At 57.0% G+C, this 18,118-nt stretch carries 18 protein-coding genes; 7 read left to right on the forward strand and 11 right to left on the reverse strand.

Annotated elements, in window-relative coordinates:
- Positions 1-311: 311 nt before the first annotated feature.
- Positions 312-1,136 carry a GNAT family N-acetyltransferase gene (locus ACHUE7_RS10370; protein ID WP_394169890.1) on the forward strand — a complete coding sequence of 275 codons (825 nt, stop codon included), beginning with the start codon at positions 312-314 and terminating at the stop codon, positions 1,134-1,136.
- A 7-nt stretch (positions 1,137-1,143) separates the two neighbouring features.
- Here the strand turns inward: ACHUE7_RS10370 and trmB are convergent, their stop codons facing one another.
- The 6 genes from trmB to ftsY form a co-directional block, all read right to left on the reverse strand.
- Positions 1,144-1,839: a tRNA (guanosine(46)-N7)-methyltransferase TrmB gene (gene trmB, locus ACHUE7_RS10375; protein ID WP_394169891.1), complete on the reverse strand. Its 696-nt coding sequence runs from the start codon at positions 1,837-1,839 to the stop codon at positions 1,144-1,146.
- 28 nt (positions 1,840-1,867) lie between these two features.
- The gene (locus ACHUE7_RS10380) at positions 1,868-2,245 is read right to left on the reverse strand and encodes a DUF423 domain-containing protein (RefSeq protein WP_394169892.1); all 378 of its coding nucleotides are present in this window, start codon (positions 2,243-2,245) and stop codon (positions 1,868-1,870) included.
- 116 nt (positions 2,246-2,361) lie between these two features.
- Positions 2,362-3,234 carry an RNA polymerase sigma factor RpoH gene (rpoH, locus tag ACHUE7_RS10385; protein WP_348473969.1) on the reverse strand — a complete coding sequence of 291 codons (873 nt, stop codon included), beginning with the start codon at positions 3,232-3,234 and terminating at the stop codon, positions 2,362-2,364.
- Positions 3,235-3,465: 231 nt separating this feature from the next.
- Positions 3,466-4,461 carry a permease-like cell division protein FtsX gene (ftsX, locus tag ACHUE7_RS10390; protein WP_394169893.1) on the reverse strand — a complete coding sequence of 332 codons (996 nt, stop codon included), beginning with the start codon at positions 4,459-4,461 and terminating at the stop codon, positions 3,466-3,468.
- Entirely contained in the window at positions 4,458-5,135 is a 678-nt protein-coding gene (gene ftsE / locus ACHUE7_RS10395; protein WP_394169894.1) for a cell division ATP-binding protein FtsE, read from the reverse strand. The genes ftsX and ftsE overlap by 4 nt, the downstream gene beginning before the upstream one ends.
- The gene (ftsY, locus tag ACHUE7_RS10400) at positions 5,132-6,193 is read right to left on the reverse strand and encodes a signal recognition particle-docking protein FtsY (RefSeq protein ID WP_394169895.1); all 1,062 of its coding nucleotides are present in this window, start codon (positions 6,191-6,193) and stop codon (positions 5,132-5,134) included. Before ftsY ends, ftsE begins: the two co-directional genes overlap by 4 nt.
- Before the next feature lie 458 nt (positions 6,194-6,651).
- On the opposite strand from ftsY, the gene ACHUE7_RS10405 reads away from it, so the two are divergent.
- The 5 genes from ACHUE7_RS10405 to ACHUE7_RS10425 all read left to right on the forward strand — a co-directional run bounded on the left by ACHUE7_RS10405 (position 6,652) and on the right by ACHUE7_RS10425 (position 10,668).
- On the forward strand, positions 6,652-7,542 hold the full coding sequence (locus tag ACHUE7_RS10405; RefSeq protein WP_394169896.1) for a peptidase M16 family protein: 891 nt from the start codon (positions 6,652-6,654) through the stop codon (positions 7,540-7,542).
- A 33-nt stretch (positions 7,543-7,575) separates the two neighbouring features.
- Entirely contained in the window at positions 7,576-8,178 is a 603-nt protein-coding gene (rsmD, locus tag ACHUE7_RS10410) for a 16S rRNA (guanine(966)-N(2))-methyltransferase RsmD (protein WP_394169897.1), read from the forward strand.
- Between the two features lie 67 nt (positions 8,179-8,245).
- Entirely contained in the window at positions 8,246-9,652 is a 1,407-nt protein-coding gene (locus tag ACHUE7_RS10415) for a coniferyl aldehyde dehydrogenase (protein ID WP_394169898.1), read from the forward strand.
- 221 nt (positions 9,653-9,873) lie between these two features.
- Positions 9,874-10,362, forward strand: coding sequence for a pantetheine-phosphate adenylyltransferase (coaD, locus tag ACHUE7_RS10420; RefSeq protein ID WP_394169899.1), 489 nt, complete (start codon positions 9,874-9,876; stop codon positions 10,360-10,362).
- Between the two features lie 51 nt (positions 10,363-10,413).
- Positions 10,414-10,668, forward strand: coding sequence for a YfhL family 4Fe-4S dicluster ferredoxin (locus ACHUE7_RS10425; protein WP_127560523.1), 255 nt, complete (start codon positions 10,414-10,416; stop codon positions 10,666-10,668).
- A gap of 281 nt (positions 10,669-10,949) precedes the next feature.
- Here the strand turns inward: ACHUE7_RS10425 and ACHUE7_RS10430 are convergent, their stop codons facing one another.
- The 4 genes from ACHUE7_RS10430 to ACHUE7_RS10445 form a co-directional block, all read right to left on the reverse strand.
- Positions 10,950-12,071 (reverse strand): succinylglutamate desuccinylase/aspartoacylase family protein, encoded by a 1,122-nt coding sequence (locus tag ACHUE7_RS10430; protein ID WP_394169900.1) that lies wholly within the window; start codon positions 12,069-12,071, stop codon positions 10,950-10,952.
- Positions 12,072-12,190: 119 nt separating this feature from the next.
- Positions 12,191-12,742: a DUF6436 domain-containing protein gene (locus ACHUE7_RS10435; RefSeq protein ID WP_394169901.1), complete on the reverse strand. Its 552-nt coding sequence runs from the start codon at positions 12,740-12,742 to the stop codon at positions 12,191-12,193.
- Complete coding sequence (locus ACHUE7_RS10440) at positions 12,735-14,204, reverse strand: methyl-accepting chemotaxis protein (protein ID WP_394169902.1); 1,470 nt, start codon at positions 14,202-14,204, stop codon at positions 12,735-12,737. The genes ACHUE7_RS10435 and ACHUE7_RS10440 overlap by 8 nt, the downstream gene beginning before the upstream one ends.
- Positions 14,205-14,452: 248 nt before the next feature.
- Entirely contained in the window at positions 14,453-15,289 is an 837-nt protein-coding gene (locus tag ACHUE7_RS10445; RefSeq protein WP_394169903.1) for a MerR family transcriptional regulator, read from the reverse strand.
- 229 nt (positions 15,290-15,518) lie between these two features.
- Between ACHUE7_RS10445 and ACHUE7_RS10450 the strand changes: the two genes are divergently transcribed.
- The gene (locus ACHUE7_RS10450) at positions 15,519-16,574 is read left to right on the forward strand and encodes a sigma-70 family RNA polymerase sigma factor (RefSeq protein WP_394169904.1); all 1,056 of its coding nucleotides are present in this window, start codon (positions 15,519-15,521) and stop codon (positions 16,572-16,574) included.
- A 15-nt stretch (positions 16,575-16,589) separates the two neighbouring features.
- Here the strand turns inward: ACHUE7_RS10450 and ACHUE7_RS10455 are convergent, their stop codons facing one another.
- Positions 16,590-18,113 (reverse strand): cryptochrome/photolyase family protein, encoded by a 1,524-nt coding sequence (locus ACHUE7_RS10455; RefSeq protein ID WP_394169905.1) that lies wholly within the window; start codon positions 18,111-18,113, stop codon positions 16,590-16,592.
- Positions 18,114-18,118 lie beyond the last annotated feature (5 nt).

Below are 18,118 nucleotides of genomic sequence, written 5' to 3' on the forward strand. Positions count from 1 at the left end.
CTTTTAATACCAACCCCAGGCCTGAGAAGGTCTGGGGTTTTTTTATGCCTGTGGCTTCGGTTCAACGGACGATGACCGACTCTCATGAGAGCAGCGGAGCGCCGCCCGGGTCCTCGTAAAGCTTTTAATACCAACCCCGAGCCAGAGATGGTTCGGGGTTTTTTATGTCTGTGGCTTCGGTTCGACAAACGATGACCAGCTCTCACATGGAGAGTCCCGATCAGTGTGAGAGAGTTAGTGAGAGGGAGGCGGCGCAGCCCTTGCGACTGTGGTATATAGTGCTAACTCACCCAAAATAATCACGGTTCACTATGCGACATCCCATTAGCCTGGGCGTTCAAAGCGATTTTATTGTCTCGCATCTGGAGTCCGAATTAATTGATCATGTCGATTACGCGGTTTACCGGACGCCGGCGTCACCGGATTTTTATTTCGGTAATTTCCTGGCGCTTAAAGTGCCGTTGTCGGAAAAATCCAGGTACCAATGGGAGCAGGCCTTTGATCAGGCATTTGAAGGTGTGGCGGATATCAGACATCGAACCTTTATCTGGCCTGTAGTCGAGGCGTCAGAAGAGACGGACATCCGCGGTTTTCTGAATACCAATTATGAGTTTACCGAGAACCATGTTCTGGCGATGCCAAGCGATGCGCTGATTAGCCCCCATCGTCTGAATACTGAGATTCGAATAACGCCTTTTGGCGATGATGAATCCATCTGGTCACAATGGCGGGAGATCGCTGTCACCGAGCGTGATGCCGGTCATGAGGAGGCGGGTTACAGAAGGTACCTGGCAGGTCGCGAAAAAACCTATCGAGACCTGGAGCGAGCGGGGTACGGAGATTTTTTTGGCGCCTTTAGCGGTGATCGTCTGCTGGGCTATGCCGGTGTGTTTGCCTTGAATGATCTGGCCCGTTATCAGCAGGTTCAGGTCATACCGGACTTTCAGAATAAGGGCATTGCTCGCACGCTGATCCATCATCTGGCTCAATGGGTTGCCACAAGAGCCAGCCGGCAAATCATCATTGCTGATGCCGACTACCATGCGAGTGCCTTGTATCAAAGCCTGGGGTTCAGGTTGGCGCAACGGGAGGGCTGCTTGTGTCAGTGGCCCGGTTATGTCTCTCCGGGCCACTGAGCGCCGCTCAGATGGTTCTGAACTCCAGATCCCAGACCCCATGACCCAGGCGAATGCCACGCCGCTCGTACTTCGTTTCGGGCCGTTGCTCGGGTCGGCCGGGTAGGTAGCAGCCGTTTCCCTGTGTATTTTCCCAGCCCTCGGCCGCTTCCATCACACCGAGCATGTGTTCGGCGTAGTTTTGCCAGTCAGTAGCCATGTGGAAGGTGCCGCCCGGCTTCAGTTTTTCGCGTAACAAGGCGGCAAATTCCGGCTGGACGATGCGTCGCTTGTGGTGGCGTTTCTTGTGCCAGGGGTCGGGGAAGAACAGTTGCACGGTATCGAGGCTGTGGTCAGCAATGCAGTGGGTCAGGAACTCGACCGCATCCTCCTTGCACACGCGCAGGTTACTAAACCCGCCTTCCTGAACATGATGCAACAGTCGTCCAACACCGGGTGTATGTACCTCTACCCCGATAAAGTCTTTTTCCGGAGCTTGTTGAGCCATGCTCAGTAAGGAGTCACCGTTGCCGAATCCAATTTCAAAAACAACGGGTGCTCGCCGACCAAATACCTGCGGCAAATCATAGGGGCCGTGGCTGAGATCGAGTCCCAACGTTGGCCAGCCATTCTCCAGAGCCAGTTTCTGACCTTCGGTCATGCGTCCGGTGCGCATGACAAAACTGCGAACCTTGCGTTGTATGGGGGTGAGTTCGTTGGTCATGAGGGTTCCAGGTTTGTTCTCGGATGCATCAGTGGCGACGGGCCAGGTGCCAGGCCAGGGTAAACCAGCCGGTAATTAATATAACCCCACCTATTGGTGTAATAGCTCCCAGTGCAGGAACATCCAATAAAACAAGGGCGTACAGGCTGCCAGAGAAAATCAGGGTGCCTGCCAGTATCAGCAGCGCGGAGGTTAGTACGCCTCGATGTGGGTAGTGCTGAAGATAAAGGCCTGACCAGAGCAGTGCCAGAGCATGAAACATCTGGTAGTGAACGGCAGTATCCCAGGTATCCAGTCGTTGCGGCGTGACCAGGGTTTCCAACGCATGACTGCCGAACGCACCCAAAGCAACACTGAGCCCGGCCAGCAAGGCTGCCACTGCGGTGAGTCGTCGACTGTGAGACATAGCGGTTGGTTCCCGGTTAGCGGTCAGGTTTGAAGGCCGTCTTGCGTTGCAAAGCCGGCATCAGTCAGACATAAAAAAGCCGCTTTGCAGCGGCTTTTTCAGGCCAGGCCTGTCGATCAGAAATCGATGGTCATGGCTTTTTTGACTTTCTTCATCGCGTTCTTTTCCAACTGACGGATGCGCTCAGCGGAGACGCCATAGACATCGGCCAATTCATGCAAGGTGGCTTTGTTATCACTCAGCCAGCGCTTTTGAATGATGTCTTTGGAACGATCATCCAGGTCTTCCAGAGCCGCAAACAACTGGTCGTTGGCGTCCGTCTCGTAGTTATCCTGTTCGACCAGGGCTGCCGGGTCAGCACCCTGAGCCTGCAGGTAATGAACCGGGAACATGGCCGGGCCTTCATCGTCGTCTTCATTGGGCGCATCGAAGGTGGCGTCATGAGCTGTCAGGCGACCTTCCATTTCGTAAACCGTTTTCAGGTTCACGCCCAGGTCATCGGCGATGTCCTGTGCTTCTCGCTCGTTCAACCAGCCCAGACGCTTTTTGGAGCTGCGCAGGTTGAAGAACAACTTGCGTTGCGCCTTGGTGGTAGCCACTTTCACAATGCGCCAGTTGCGCAGAATGTACTCGTGAATTTCAGCCTTGATCCAGTGCACGGCAAAAGAGACCAGGCGCACACCCACTTCGGGGTTGAAGCGACGCACGGCTTTCATCAGCCCGACGTTGCCTTCCTGAATCAGATCGCCCTGGTTGAGCCCATAGCCTGAGTAGCTCTTGGCAATGTGAACAACAAAACGCAGGTGAGACAAAACCAGGCGGCGAGCCGCATCGATGTCTTCCTGATAGTACAAGCGCTCAGCCAGCTCTTTCTCTTCATCAGCCGTGAGCAGGTCAAAGGTGTTGACCGACTGTATATACGACTCGAGGCTTTGACCCGGGGCCAAAGAATCCAAAGCAAGCGCAGGAACACTGTTGTTCAGTTTCACGTTTTCTCCCTCCCCCGGACTCACCGGAATTCAAACCAGTGCACGCGGTGGAAATCAAATTAATTCACCAACTATATTAACAGAAGTCGGCTCTTGAACCCTAGTATCAGCGGTAAATGTTGTGCAAACCATCAATCAACATTAATGTTTTTGATAGCCAAATTCTATAGCCAATAGTCACCAGACACCGGTAGCGCTCAATACCGTATACGTCGGCGGCCTCACACCGGTTCAACGGGGCTCGGCGTCCTTGAGGTGGCGCTGTAACGCTATATGGGCACCAGCGAGGCTAACGCCGATTGAAGCCAGAATCAGGACCAGCGTATCAGTGAAACCCAGCCAGGAGACATTGGCTTCCAGGCCATAGGTACTCAGGAAGGCGGTAAGCGGGCTGCGCAGCCACCAGGCCACGGCGGTGACCAGTATCCAGGCGGCGACGCCCCCCAGTAGGCCATACCAGATACCCAGATAGACAAAGGGACGACGCACAAAGGCCTCGGTAGCCCCCAGCAATTTGATGACGCGAATCTCATCCTTACGCGATTCTATCGCCAGCCGAATGGTGTTGCCGACCACCAGCAATACGGCGACACCCAACAGCACCGCCAAACCGGTGACGATGCTGTAGATCAGCTCCAGAAACCGGTTCAGCCGGTCGATCCAGGCCAGGTCGAGTTGCACATCCTCGACTTCCGGCAAGCCGCGAATGATCAATTGCAGCGCTTCGAGCTGACTGCTGTTTTGCTGTGACGGAACCACGACAATGCTGGCGGGTAAGGGGTTGTCGGTGAACCCCAGTGCCTGCCGGTTGATTGACAGGGTTTCCTGAAACGACGTCCAGGCTTCGTCGGCGCTGATGTAGTAAGCGCGAGCGACTTCCGGGCGGGCGTCGAGCTCCCGGGTGAGGCGGTCACCGTCTGAATCAGGCAGGCCCTGTTCCAGGTAGAGGGTGATCTGGCCGCCTTCCTGCCATTGCTCGGTTTGTGCCTGCAAAGAGGACAGCGCAAGGTAAAACAGGGTGGGTAGGGTCAGCGAAATGGCAATGACCAGCCAGGTCAGGGCACTCGACACCGGGCTGCGTAACAGGCGCATCAGGGATTGACTGGCGCAGTCGCGGTGGTGGCGCAGCCAGGCTGAGCGGTTGCCCGGAGCGCTGTCACGCCGGCGGTTGGCGGAATTCTGTACAGGCTTTTTGGCAGTAGGCCGGTTTGGCGTTCGGGTGCTCACGTGCGCCTCCCGTCAAACGGCGTGCTCATTAGCTTGCCGTCCTGAAGCGATGCAACCCGGTAATTGAGCCGGGCGATCAGCCCCAGGTCGTGGCTGGCAATCAGCACCGTGGTGCCGACGCGGTTGAATTCGGAGAACAATTCCATAATGTCCCGTGATAAACCCGGGTCGAGGTTACCGGTTGGCTCGTCGGCCAATAGTATCGCTGGTTTTTTAACCACGGCGCGGGCAATGCCAACCCGCTGTTGTTCACCGCCGGACAACTGTATAGGGCGATACTTCTCCCGCTCCAGCAGCCCTACCTTATCGAGCGCCGCACGCACCCGGCGGGTGACGTCTTTAGGGTGTTCACCGGCTATGATCAGTGGCAGGGCAACGTTGTCGTATACAGTCTGATCCATCAGCAATTGATGGTCCTGGTGCACGATGCCCAGGTTGCGCCGGAAATGTGGAATCTGTGAGCGGCGCAGCCGGTTCAGAATCTGGCCGTTAACCCGTAACTGACCAGAGGAGGCTTTTTCAATGCGGGTGATCAGTTTCAGCAGGGTGCTTTTGCCGGCACCGCTGTGGCCAGTCAGAAACACCATTTCGCCTTTTTCTATGTGCAAGCTGATGCTCGACAGGGCTTCGTGCCCGCCTTCGTAGCGTTTGCTGACCTGATCGAAGTGAATCATTCGGCGCGGGTATCCAGCAGGGCATCGACAAAATCTCGGGCATTGAAGGGACGCAAGTCGTCGACTTGCTCCCCGACCCCGATAAAGCGAACCGGAATGCCGAGTTTTTTCGCCAGCGCAAAAATAACGCCGCCTTTAGCGGTACCATCCAATTTGGTCAGGGCCAGGCCGGTCAGGTTGACGGCATCGGTGAAGTTCTGGGCCTGGCTGATGGCGTTCTGGCCGGTACCGGCGTCGAGTACCAGCAAGACTTCGTGCGGGGCCGCGTCATCCAACTTTTTCATCACCCGGACGACCTTGGCCAGTTCGTTCATCAAGTTGTCTTTGTTGTGCAGTCGACCGGCAGTGTCGGCAATCACCACATCGACACCGCGTGATTGCGCGGCCTGAACGGCATCAAAAATAACGGAGGCGCTGTCGGCACCGGTGTGCTGGGCAATAACCGGCACCTTGTTGCGCTCGCCCCATACCTGCAATTGTTCGACGGCCGCAGCCCGAAAGGTGTCGCCGGCGGCGAGCAGGACGGAGTGACCGTCGCTCTGGAATTTTTTGGTCAATTTGCCAATGGTGGTGGTTTTACCCACACCGTTTACGCCAACGACGAGGATCACATAGGGTTTTTGTGAGCCGTCGATGACCAGGGGCGATTCGACCGGTTGCAGCTGGTGCACCAGAGTGTCGCGCAGAGCATAGAGCAGGGCATCGCCGTCTTTGAGCTCCTTGCGGCCGACCCGTTCGGTTAATTCTTCAACGATGGCGGCTGTGGCCTCGATGCCGACGTCGGCCGTCAGTAACTGGGTTTCCAGCTCTTCGAGCAGGTCGTCATCGATGCTTTTTTTGCCCAGAAACATCGAAGCCAGGCCATCGGTAAAGGTCGAACGGGTGCGACCCAGCCCCTGTTTGATGCGGGCAAAAATGGATTCAGCCGGTGCTTCCGGCTTGGTCTGTTCGGTCTCGGGTTTCGATTTCTTTTTGCCAAAGCCCAGCATGGTAGCGTTGTAGCCTGTGTAATCGGTGAATGGGTAACTGCGGATCGATGCCGTAAAAAGAGCAACCAACCTCGGGACTGGGCCCGCTGTGTTGCCGGGCAGTTCAGAAAAACTGCGATAAAAGCCGCGCTATGCTAGCAAAATGCACCCGCCAGCCAAAGCCTTATTACGCAAGTTACGGAGTTCGGGTTCGCTTGGTGGCAATGGTTCGCAACGGCTGCCTGGAACGCCTCCGTGGGGTCGGGCGGAATGCCGCCCACTCAATCCATCCTTGGAGCCTAGGCCGCAGCATCCCTGCTGCGGACTCCCCCACGGAGGCGCCCCAGGCAGCCATCGCTAGTCATTTCAACGAAAACTGAACTATGAAATATGAACAGTATCTTTCAATAATGTTAATTCAGGCGCTAGAGGGAATGCGCGGGAGATATACCGGCGGCAGGGCAAGAAACGCCATGGATGGTGTAAACTGTCCATTGTCAGTACATTGACTCTCCCTATAGGATTTGCACAGGAACCCCACCCGTCTCATGTTCCATTTCAGTCGCCGCACACTCTGGCTTATCATTTTCGTGACTATTCCTCTGATCGTGGTGTTCAACCTGGTGGGCCAGGAAGAGGGTGTTGTCTCCGAGGTCGTCGAGCCCCAGGCCTGGTTTTTGGACGACCTGGCTGTGGAAACCGATGAGCAGGCCCCTGGTCGCACATTTTGGACGGTCGACCTGGACCAGGCCCGTCAGTTGCGGCTGACCATCACCCAGGATCTGATTCCGACCGAGCAACTGGACATTGCCATCGAAGCGGCGGTCAGTACCTCTCGCCAGGGTGGGCAGTTTCAGGTAACGGTGGTTAACCCGGCCGATACGGCCGCCCTTGAGGCCAGTGTCGATTTCTTGCATAGCTGGTTGCCCGATGGAGACAACCGCTCGGTAGTGCTCAGTGGTGATCTTGACGACGATCGCATGGCCATCGCCAGGCGCCTGTTGGAGCCGCTGTCGGGCGAGGGGATGGTCAATCAGGTTGCGCCCCAGCCCTCGCTGGGCCGGTTGAGGTCACCGCCCATGGGTACCAATGAGCAATTGGCGTTTCTGCTCTGGGTGGGCGTTTTACAGCAGCGGCTGAGTGGTTATGATCCTCAGGTGCGCTGGGACCATCGGGCAGAAACCAGCCAGGTGCTGATCAACCAGACGCTCAGCAACGATCTGTTCCAGCCAGTGACGGAAGAGGAGCTTGAGCCCGTCAGAGCGGCCTATACCGCCTCGGCCGAGCAACGCAGCCGCAGTGGTGAACAGATTCATCGCTATCTGGTGACTTCTGCGGTGTACGATTTGCCTTCCGATTTTCTGGTATCGCAGCAACAACGCTTGTCAGCTATTACGCTGGAAGATGTGAATGCGGCCCGGGCGACCAGCCAGCCATAACCTGTCATGCCCATCGTCGATTAAGAGGACACTATGCCCAAACCCGCTCGAAAAAGCCCTGCCCGGGGCGCAGGGTCGCTGCGCATCATTGGTGGTGAATACCGGGGGCGCCGGCTTGGTATTGCCAACTTGGAAGGGCTGAGGCCCACCGGCGACCGCCAGCGCGAAACCCTGTTCAACTGGCTGCAGGTACAGACCCCGGGCGCCAGGGTGCTGGATGCCTTTGCCGGCACCGGTGCGCTGGGGCTTGAAGCGGCCTCGCGCGGGGCCGCGCATGTCTGGCTGCTGGAGAAGCAACCACAAGCCGTGGCCAGCCTGAAGCAAGCTGTTTCGACACTCGGTTGTGCTGCGACCGTGGTGCAATGCGATGCGCTGGCCTGGCTGGCCCGGGCAGAGTCCGAGCCCTTTGATTTGGTCTTTCTGGATCCGCCTTTCGCGGCCGGGCTGTGGACCGATGCCCTCTCGGCGCTGATTGCACAGAAGCGCCTTGCCGATCGTGCCCTGGTTTACCTGGAAAGCCCCCGGCAGCAGACACTGGCCGTCCCTGGCGGGTTGCAATTGATGAAGGAAAAGCACAGTGGCGACGTCAGCATGCGACTCTATCAATGGACCGGGGCGGCAATGGACGTGAATTAACCGGCTGACATTGACCCGTCTTCACTGACTGGCCTAGAGTGATTTTTTAACCTTCTCAGAGGTGCGAATGACTCCGGACATGCTTAAGGCGCGGTTTGACCGCCAACAGGCCGCCTATCGGTTGCATCCTTACCCCAGCTTGGCTGAGCGGCGTTTTCGCTTGCTGCAACTGAAACAACTGATTCTGGATAACCAGACTGCACTGGCCGATGCCCTGAATCAGGATTTTGGCTGCCGCTCCAAAGGGGAGACGCTGAACGCTGAAGTACTGCCGTCCATTCTCGGGATCAACCACACGCTGCGCCATCTGAAAGGCTGGATGAAAGCGCGGAAACATCTGGTGCCGTTGCTGTTTCAGCCCGCCCACAGCAAGGTATTGCCACAACCGCTTGGCGTCGCCGGGATTATCGTACCCTGGAATTATGCGCTCTATCTGGCCGTAGGGCCTATGACTGCTGCGCTGGCAGCGGGCAACCATTGCATGGTGAAGGTGTCCGAATTCACGCCAGCCTTCGGCGCGCTGTTTGAGAAGCTGGTCGACGAAACCTTTGACGATGGCGTGATCACGGTCATCAATGGCGATGTCGATGTAGCCCGCGCATTCTCGGCCCTGGCGTTCGACCATCTACTGTTTACAGGTTCCACCGAGGTGGGCAAGGCCGTGATGGCGGCCGCAGCGCAGAACCTGACGCCTGTTACACTCGAACTCGGCGGGAAAAGCCCGGCCGTAATCGATTCCAGCATTCCGATTGCCGAAGCAGCCGAACGGCTGGCGTTTGGCAAGTGCCTGAACGCCGGCCAGACCTGCATCGCCCCGGACTATATTTTATGCCCGCCGGATCGTATTGACGCCTTTATCGACGCCTTTCACCAGTCGGTGAGCCGCATGTACGGCAAAGTCATCGATAACCCGGAATACTCCTCAATCGTCAACGAGCGTCAGCGCCAGCGGTTGGATTCATGGTTGCAGCAAGCCGAGGCCGATGGCGCCCACCTTCACTGGGGCGATCAGCCACCCGGGCTGGATGCCAGCAGCGGCAAAATGCCCCCGGTATTGCTAACCAGCGTCTCACTGGACAGCACGGTCATGCAGCAAGAGTTGTTCGGCCCCATTTTGCCCATCATCCCGTGCGAAAACGACTTGGAAGCACAGCGATTCATTAACAGCCGACCCCGGCCACTGGCCCTCTACCTCTTTGGGTACGACCGGAACTGGCAGGCCAAGTTCGAACGCAGCACCCACAGCGGCGCGCTGGTGATCAATGAGGCGCTGTTTCACGCCACTCTGGATAACATTCCCTTTGGTGGTGTAGGGGCGAGTGGCATGGGGCACTATCACGGCAAAGCCGGGTTCGACACGTTTTCCAAACTGAAGCCCGTGGTGGGTAAGCAAAAATTGAACAGCCTCAAACTGGTGTATCCGCCCTATGATGGCTGGGTGCAACGGCAATTGAGACGATTTTTTCTTAAGTAAAACGGATATCATCGCTGTTACATCGCAAGCGGTGGGTGCCGGTATTACCGCTGTGGACTAGGCCCGAGACGTCGGACCGCCATTGATGGATTCACGCCGACCCTACAGGGGTAATACCGGCACCTGCCGCGAACCATAGTCACGGAACCCAGGTCCATTGATTTGTGCCGTCCGGGCGGCTGGGGTAACATTCGCGCGCGTTGAATAACCGGGAGCGCAACATGGTACGCACCGTAGTATACCCAGGCACCTTCGACCCCATTACCTATGGGCATATGGATCTGGTCGAACGGGGTCTGCGGCAATTCGATAAGGTTATCGTCGCCGTCGCGGCCAGCCCTAAGAAAAAGCCGCTGTTCAGCCTGGAGCAACGTGTTGCTCTGGCTCGCAAGGTCACCGAAAACATGGGCAATGTGGAGGTTGAGGGCTTTCGCAACCTGCTGGTCGACTTTGCCCATGAGAAAGGTGCACAGACTATTTTGCGCGGGTTGCGCGTGGTCAGTGACTTCGAATATGAATTTCAGCTGGCCAATATGAACCGGGTGCTGGCACCGGATGTCGAGAGCTTGTTTCTGACGCCATCCGAGCAGTATTCCTTCATTTCGTCTACCTTTGTTCGTGAGATCTCCCTGCTGCACGGGGATGTCACCAAAATGGTGCACCCGATTGTGCAAGAAGCTCTGGCTGAGATTTATCAGCAGAACGATTGATTCCGCTTAGCTACATCATTGCCGCGAGGCAGACTGTGAGAGGATGTTGTCATGGCCCTGTACATCACCGATGAATGCATCAACTGCGATGTGTGTGAGCCGGAGTGTCCCAACGATGCGATTTCCGAAGGCGAGGAAATCTACGTAATCGACCCGCAGTTGTGCACCGAATGCGTGGGTCATTACGATGAACCCCAGTGCCAGCAAGTCTGCCCGGTCGATTGCATTCCCCACGACCCGTCACACGTTGAAAGTAAAACCCAACTGCAGGACAAATACGAGCGCATCATGGCCGCTCAGGCATGATCTGAGCCCTTTGGGCTCATCAACTTCGGGTCGTCAACAGCGCCTTGAGTCCGCGACGGGTGGCCGGGCTGCTCCTGCGGGGGCGCCGTAAAAACCCCGAGACGTCGGACCGCCCTGTAGGCTTAACTTCGGGATATGAATCCCATCCATGGGATTCACCCTACGGGCTCGCAGCGCTCATGCTAAAACGCTCCCGGCGTTTTAGTCCATGCCTCAGATACCCCCGCAGAAGCAGCCCGGCCACCCATCGCTAATCTATTGCTAAATTTGAATCCTGCGTATTAATAACTCAGCTGGGTTCCCGGCTGAATCTGCTGATCCTTACTGGCAATCATGCCGATGCTGGCTCCGGGCGAAGTCAGAAAGGTGTTGGTCTGGCTGAACAGGCGGCCACTGGCGGGCGCGGGTACCTGTACCCGTTCCGGGCGATGGCTATCGAGCAGAACTATCTCGGCCAGAAGATCGCCGGCGTCTACCCAGTCTCCGAGCGCCCGGTGATACACCACCAGGCCATTGGCAGGTGACGTGATGACTTTTACCTGATCAACGTTGATGCTCAGAGTGTCGCCCTGTTGTGGCTGGGCTGTGGCGCCGCTGTTTGAGACAAACCCCTGTTGCTCAAGAAACGTCAGTAGCCCCTCGGCATCCTGCCGGGCCAGAGCGTCGCTGACGTCTTTCTGGCCGCGCAGTTCCACTGTGGCGGCAAAGCAGGGTTCGGCAAAGGGTTTGCCGGTGTTTTCAGCCAGGGTGATCCAGGGTTGGGTGTGGCTGCCGTCAAAGGCGACTGTGCCCCGAACGTCTTCCTCGAGCCGGATGGCGAAGCCAAGGCAATCGGCCAGTTGAGTGCCGATAGGACGTTGATGATCGCCATAGAATACATGGGGCAGTGCGTGGTCGTCGCAATGCAGATCGAGCATCAGGTGCGCGTCTATTGACTGGCTCAGCAGGGCTTTGTGCAGGGCTTCGATTTCGTAGTGGGCCGGTTTTTCCTCAACCAACTGGCGCAGGGCTGCGCGTACTTGGACATCATTCTGGTCGGCCTCTGCATTCAGCAAGTGGCCCACTCTGTGCGTCAGCGCTCCGGTTGACAGCGACATACCCCGGTTGAAATTTTGCCCGGTGGTGGCGTCAAACCGGCCTGGAAATTTGCCGAACAATCGCTGGTTCATGCCGACCGGATTGGCGAAAGGCACAATCACAATGCGCTGCCTGATCTGGCCTGCCTGCTCAAGAGTGTCCAGTTTTTCCATCAAATGCTGAAGCGTCAGCAAGCCAGGCCATTCATCGGCGTGCAAACCCGCCTGCAAGTAAGCTTTGCGGGGGCCGTCGCCGTATTCATGAACGGTCAGGTGACGTTGCATGCCGGGCGCCGGTGACGGCAGCGGCAGGTGTGTTGTTTTCATGGTTTGGTCCAACGGATGTTTGCAGTAGGTGCGAGTTTACTGACGCCAGCACAGCAATAACAGAGGCTTGTTGTCGAGCGGTTTCAGGGGGTACCAACGTTGATAACCCTAGCGGAGTGCTAACTGGTACTGGCGGACCGATTTGCGCAATAGCAGCCACGGGCCAGCAGTGGAATCTGGAGGGCAGTGTCCACCGGGCGTTGCAGTACGGTTTCCAGAAAGCTGGTGTTGGATGTGCACGTGACGCCGCTGTTCACAGGTCCGGCGTAAACCAAAGCACCGCCGGGTTGTTGAACCAACACAAACGGTGTGGCAGGAATGAGGGATCGCATGGCCACTGGCAGATCGCTCAACCGAGTCGTATCGAACGTGGTAGATGAACCGTACTCGGTCTGCAGCGCAGCAAGATGGTCTGTAGAATACCGATTGCACTGGCACTGAGAGTCTTTAACAATAATGACCCTGGCTCTGCGGTACTCAGGGTTTGCTGGCATCTCCTGAGACAAGGCCGCCCCATAATCCCCTAACCGGGGAAACTGTTCCAGAATGCGCTGGTCAGCATCGAAGGAGACGATCAGCCTGGCCTGGAACCACCAGAAGCCAGTGACAATGGCCGCAAACCAGAACAATGCCAGTGCGGTGAGTGCGGCCTGTTTGAACCGATTAGACATCAAATCGATTCAGCTCTAAATGCAAGGCGCTGAATGTAGCACTAAGGCTGCTCAGATCAGCCTTCGAGTCACCCATGGCACTGTGGACTCTGCGGGCCAGTTCAGCCAGCGTATTGATATCTTCTTCCAGCTGCCGGGTAGCCACGGACTGATCGTCGCTAACTTGCCGAATGCGCTCATTCTCACTGACAATAATGCCAATTTGTTCATGCAACTGAGCGGCGCTTTGCTGCACACCCTGAGTTTGCAGAGCGTTTTCGCGAACGTGTTGAACAGCCGTATTCATAGCCTCAACGGATGCGGTGGAGCGCTGCGTCAACCGTTGCAGTACATCATTAATTTCAACGGTCGACGTTTGAGTTCGGGTTGCCAGTGAGCGCACCTCATCAGCGACAACGGCAAAACCACGACCCTGTTCACCGGCACGAGCCGCTTCAATAGCGGCATTTAAGGCCAGCAAGTTGGTTTGTTCAGCAATGGTGTTGATGACTGCCAGAGTCTTACCCACTTCGGCACAGTCGTCAGCCAACTGACCGATGACAGAACGTGTGTCGTGCAGTTGGTCGGTGAGCGACTGAGACGAAGACAAGGTGTCAGCGACCTGCGCCTGAACGGCGTCATTGACCTCTTTGCTGTTTGCGGTTGACCGGGCCACGGTATCGGTGGCGTCGGCGACATCGCGCGCATTTTGCGACCATTGTTGCAATTGACTCAAAGTCCCCTGAAACCGGTGTTCCTGATCCTCCGTGTCGCTGACCAGTTGCCCGACCCGGTGCTCCATGGTACGAGTCGCCGTTATCAGCACCTGGCTATCACTGAGTGTTTTAGCCGTCACCGAGCGCATGCTTTCCAACATGCTGTTAAAGCTCTTCAATACTGGACTGTGCGCGTCTTTAGCCCGACGCGTCAGATCAATACGCCCGGCATCGGCGGTCATCCAGTGGCTGACGGTCGCCAGTTCCCTTGCAGTATCCAGCATTTGGCGAACAGGCCGGGTGAGAATGACAAGTATAAGGGTCTCAACGATGGCATAGGTGGCGTGTAACAACACGAATCCCAGTGGGTTGAACCCATTGGACTGCAGGTATGCCAAGTCATACACAAAGACCGGGCTGCCGTTGTATTGCAGGTAGGCAAAGCTGATGTGATGCACGGCGATGACGGTCAGTGCCGCCACCAGCGCCCAGATGTCGAGGAACGCAAATACGACCGCCAGCAACACGAAAAAGCCGAAGTGCATTTCAATCAGTCCATGCATTTGGTGAACGTGCAGTGCCGTCATGGCCATGAACGCAGCGCCATAAACCATGCGGACCAGCCTTGTTCCGGGACTCAGGCGGTTCAGGATCAGCGGGCCGGCCGCTATTAGGGTGCCAAGCACCAGCACTTCGAACCATGTTTGATGAACGGTCGCAAGTCCCAATGCCAGCAGCCAGAGGGCGATCAACACGAGCGACAGCATGTTGGTTATTTTCTGCTCGAATGTAAAGATTAGACTGTCTGACTGCATAGGTTGGTACTCACTCAGTGACTTGCGGAGTCGTTGCGCCGTGTTACGGCCTTGTCTCAATGACGTGCCTGTTAGGGTATCGGTCAATTCAGGCTGAAACATTAGGTTATTGTAATGTGCAGACGCTGATCGTCTCGCGGGAGTTTCGGTCTTGTGTATTATCGAATCTTTGCCGTTTTACACACTGATTTGGGTCATGCTTATGAAGCCGTCAAGGTGCGAACGTCCAGTTCTTCGGCCAGAACGACAGCATGAAGCGCTGACAATACGGATCGCTGGGACGTTTGTATGTGACGGAAAATATCCTGGTGCAATTCGGCATCCTTGTCGTCGCTGATGCTGCACTCCAGGCTGTATTGGGCGAACTGGGTCAGCTCGTGCAGGATACCGGCCAGGTGATTGGGGCATTCACAGTTCAGCGAGGGTTGAATGGTCATCAGCCGAGACAGTTCTTCCAGGCTGAAACCGCCCGACCCCGGGGTTAGCTTGCCGAGCCGGTCCAAAAACCAGCGCGTCGTCGGCGTCCCCTTGTGACATTCGTAGCCGAGTCGTTCAAGGTGAGTCAGTTGTCGGCGGTTTGCGTAGTCATACCAGAGGATCGATAGCGCTTCCTGGCTGTCAGGCAATTCATCCAGCAAGTCATCCGTTAGAGTCGAGCATTCGATCACCCAGAGGTCCACACCGGGAGGGCTTTTCTCCAGGGTTGCCGAGGGCACAAAATCGGCTTGTGGCACCTGGGCGGCAAAGGCGCTGTAGTGGCGGCCGTACCAGCCGATGACCAGGCGGCGCTGGTCGCGTTCGGTATGCTGGCGCAGGCTGGCCATCGGCCATTCGGCCAGTGTAGCCAGACTGAAGCCTTGCTGACGTAACCGATCGATGCGCTGAATGCGTTCAATGTCCTGGTCGCTGTAGCGGCGCTGGCCACCACCGCTGTTGAAGCTGGGACCAATGTCGTAACGTCGGTGCCACTGGCGCAGGGCATGAGCACTCAAGCCGGTCAGGGTAGCGGCCTCTCCGATCCGTTTTCCGGTATTCATGGGGTGTCTCAGTCACTCGCTGGTTCAGTTAAAAGGCGCCGGGCGCTGTACAGGTATTGTCTAATCTTTGCGGTACCTGAGCCCGATATCTCATCTAAAACTGATACATCCTACGAATGAATGGACGAACCGTATCTTTTCCCGCGGGTTGAATGCTGAATAAAGCGCGCCACCCTGTTGGGAGTTGATTGGTTCAGTTCCAGTCGAACGAATTGGTATAGGTGCAACGATGAATGCTCACAATCCGGCCTGGTTTGCTGCGGCGGCCGACGCAGAGTACAACAGTTACGCCGAATGGAGCCGCCTGCATCCGCTGCTGACGGCAGAACAGGAGCGCGCCTGGCTGCAACAGCACCAGGATGCCTCACTGGCGCTGGTACGATTGACACATGGCATCGGTAAAGCCTGGTGGCAGGCACGCTATCCGGGGCTGGACTGGAGCCAGCGCGACTGGATCAGGACCATTTGGGACAAGCGACCAAACCACGCCGACATGACGGCGTTGCGCGCCTGGTATCTGGAGCAAAATACCGGACCGACCATGCTGCCGCGCCTGTGGCGGCGGCTGCTACAATCCCGTGAAATGTTGCTTGGGTCGAACATTCGGCTGGTGTTTAGCGTGGCTCATCAGCACGTCAACCAGGGGCTGGACCTGACCGACCTGGTACAGGAAGGTCAGTTGGGTTTGATGCGTGCCCTGGAAAAGTTTGACGTTTGCCAGGGCACACGCTTTTCGACTTACAGCCATTACTGGATACAGCAATTCATTCGGCTTGGGCTGAAAAACCAGGCAGCGCTGATTCGCAAACCCACCAATGTGGTCGACGACGTTAAACGCTTTCAGCGGCAACTGGTGATGGTGCAACAGACGGCGGGCAAGCCCGTGTCGGTAGCAACTATCAGCAGGGAGCTCAACATGGATGAAGCCCAGGTCCGGCATTTTCTGGAGCTGGGGTTAAGCCCGCTGTCACTCGATGCCCCCTTGTCGGATGACGGGGCCGACAGCTGGGCCAGTCATCTGGAAGCGACCGATCTGACCACCTATGAGGCAACCGAGCAGAGCGAGGTGATCGACCGGATCCGGCAGTCGCTGGGCATTTTGGGCCACCGCGAAAAAGTCATCGTGGCCCTGCGTTATGGCATTCAACAAGGTCGTGAATATGGTTACCGGGAAATTGCAGATCAGCTTGGCGTCAGCCGGGAGCGAGTCCGCCAGCTGGAAAAAGAGGCGCTGACGAAACTGCGGTTGCACTGGGACAAGCCTGATTCAATGGCGACGCAGTGAATCGGGCGACTGGTATTACAGCGAGGTAAGGCGAGCAATTAATTGTTCGCCCTGCTGCCACAATGCATCGCGTTCGACCTCACTCTTTTTATCCAGATTCCGGTACATCAGGCTCATGCGGCCATTGCTGCGAAAGCGGCCCTGATGGCGTATCAAGAAGTGCCAGTACAATCCATTAAACGGGCAAGCGCGGGTGCCCGTTGACTCCTTTACCTTGTACCAGCAAGTTTTACAGTAGTCCGATTGCCGGTTGATATACTGGCCAGAAGCCGCGTAGGGCTTGCTGGTCATGCGGCCGCCGTCGGCATGAAGCGCCATGCCCAGGGTGTTGGGTCGTTCGACCCACTGATAGGCGTCCACATAAACGCTCAGGTACCACTCGCTGACCGCCTCCGGATCGAGCCCTGCAATTAACGCGAAATTCCCGGTGACCATGAGGCGTTGGATATGGTGTGCATAGCCATAAGTCCGGGTTTGGGTCACCGTCTGGTGCACGCAGTTCATGCGGGTTTCCGCGGTCCAGAAATAGGCCGGCAGGTTTTGATGATGGTCGAGGCCGTTTTGGGGTTCGTACAGGCGCAGGTACCAGTACAGCCCCCGCACGAACTCCCGCCAGCCAATGATTTGTCGAATAAAGCCCTCGGCGGCGTTCAGCGGTATTAGGTCGCGGTAATAGGCATCGGCCACGGCCTCGCAGATTTCCAGTGGGCTCAACAGACCCTGATTCAGGGCAGATGACAAGCGGCTGTGAAACAGCCAGGGCTGATCGTTGGCCATGGCATCCTGAAAGTCGCCGAAGTAGGCCAAATGGCTGACCGCATGATTTAGCGCGGCTTCGGCCTGAGCGCGAGTCACCGGCCAGAGGCCCGGCTGAACGTCACCCCAGCCATCGGCGAACCGGTCGTCGATCATGGCTGCGACGCTCTGGTCGATGCTGTCTGGTTCGAACAGCAGAGGGGCCGGAGGCACGGGGTCGCCTCGCCAGGCGCGGCGGTTGTCGGCGTCGAAATTCCACTGGTCGCCTTCCGGCTGGTTGTCTTCGGTCATTAGCAGCCCGGTGCGCTGGCGCATCCAGCGATAGAAATACTCCATGCGCAAAGCCTTGCGACCGTCCGCCCAGGCGGCAAAATCGGTCAGGGAGATGACAAACCGTGTGTCTTCCAACACCTCGACCGGGCAACCAAAATGCGTTTCCCAGTGAGCAATGTCAGTCAGCAGCCGGTGCTCGCCGGGTTCGGTCACAACGATGCGATCAATGGGGTGTTCGGTGACCACGGCATCGACGGCCTCCCGCAAACTGGCATAGACCGTTGCGCCGTCCAGAGGGCAGTAACGGACGCGCCAGCCAGCTGACGCCAGTGTATCGGCAAAATGCCGCATGGCACTGAAGCAGTTGAAGAGTTTTTGCCGGTGATGGGGCACATACCGGGCTTCAGCCCAGACCTCGGCCATGATGATAAGATCGCGGTCGCGGTTCAGGCGCCGAAGGGTCGGCAGCGTCCGGGAAAGCTGGTCACCAAGAATAAGACCGAGTTGCATGCGAG

The organism is Saccharospirillum alexandrii (assembly GCF_043641555.1).
Classification (GTDB): domain Bacteria; phylum Pseudomonadota; class Gammaproteobacteria; order Pseudomonadales; family Natronospirillaceae; genus Saccharospirillum; species Saccharospirillum alexandrii_A.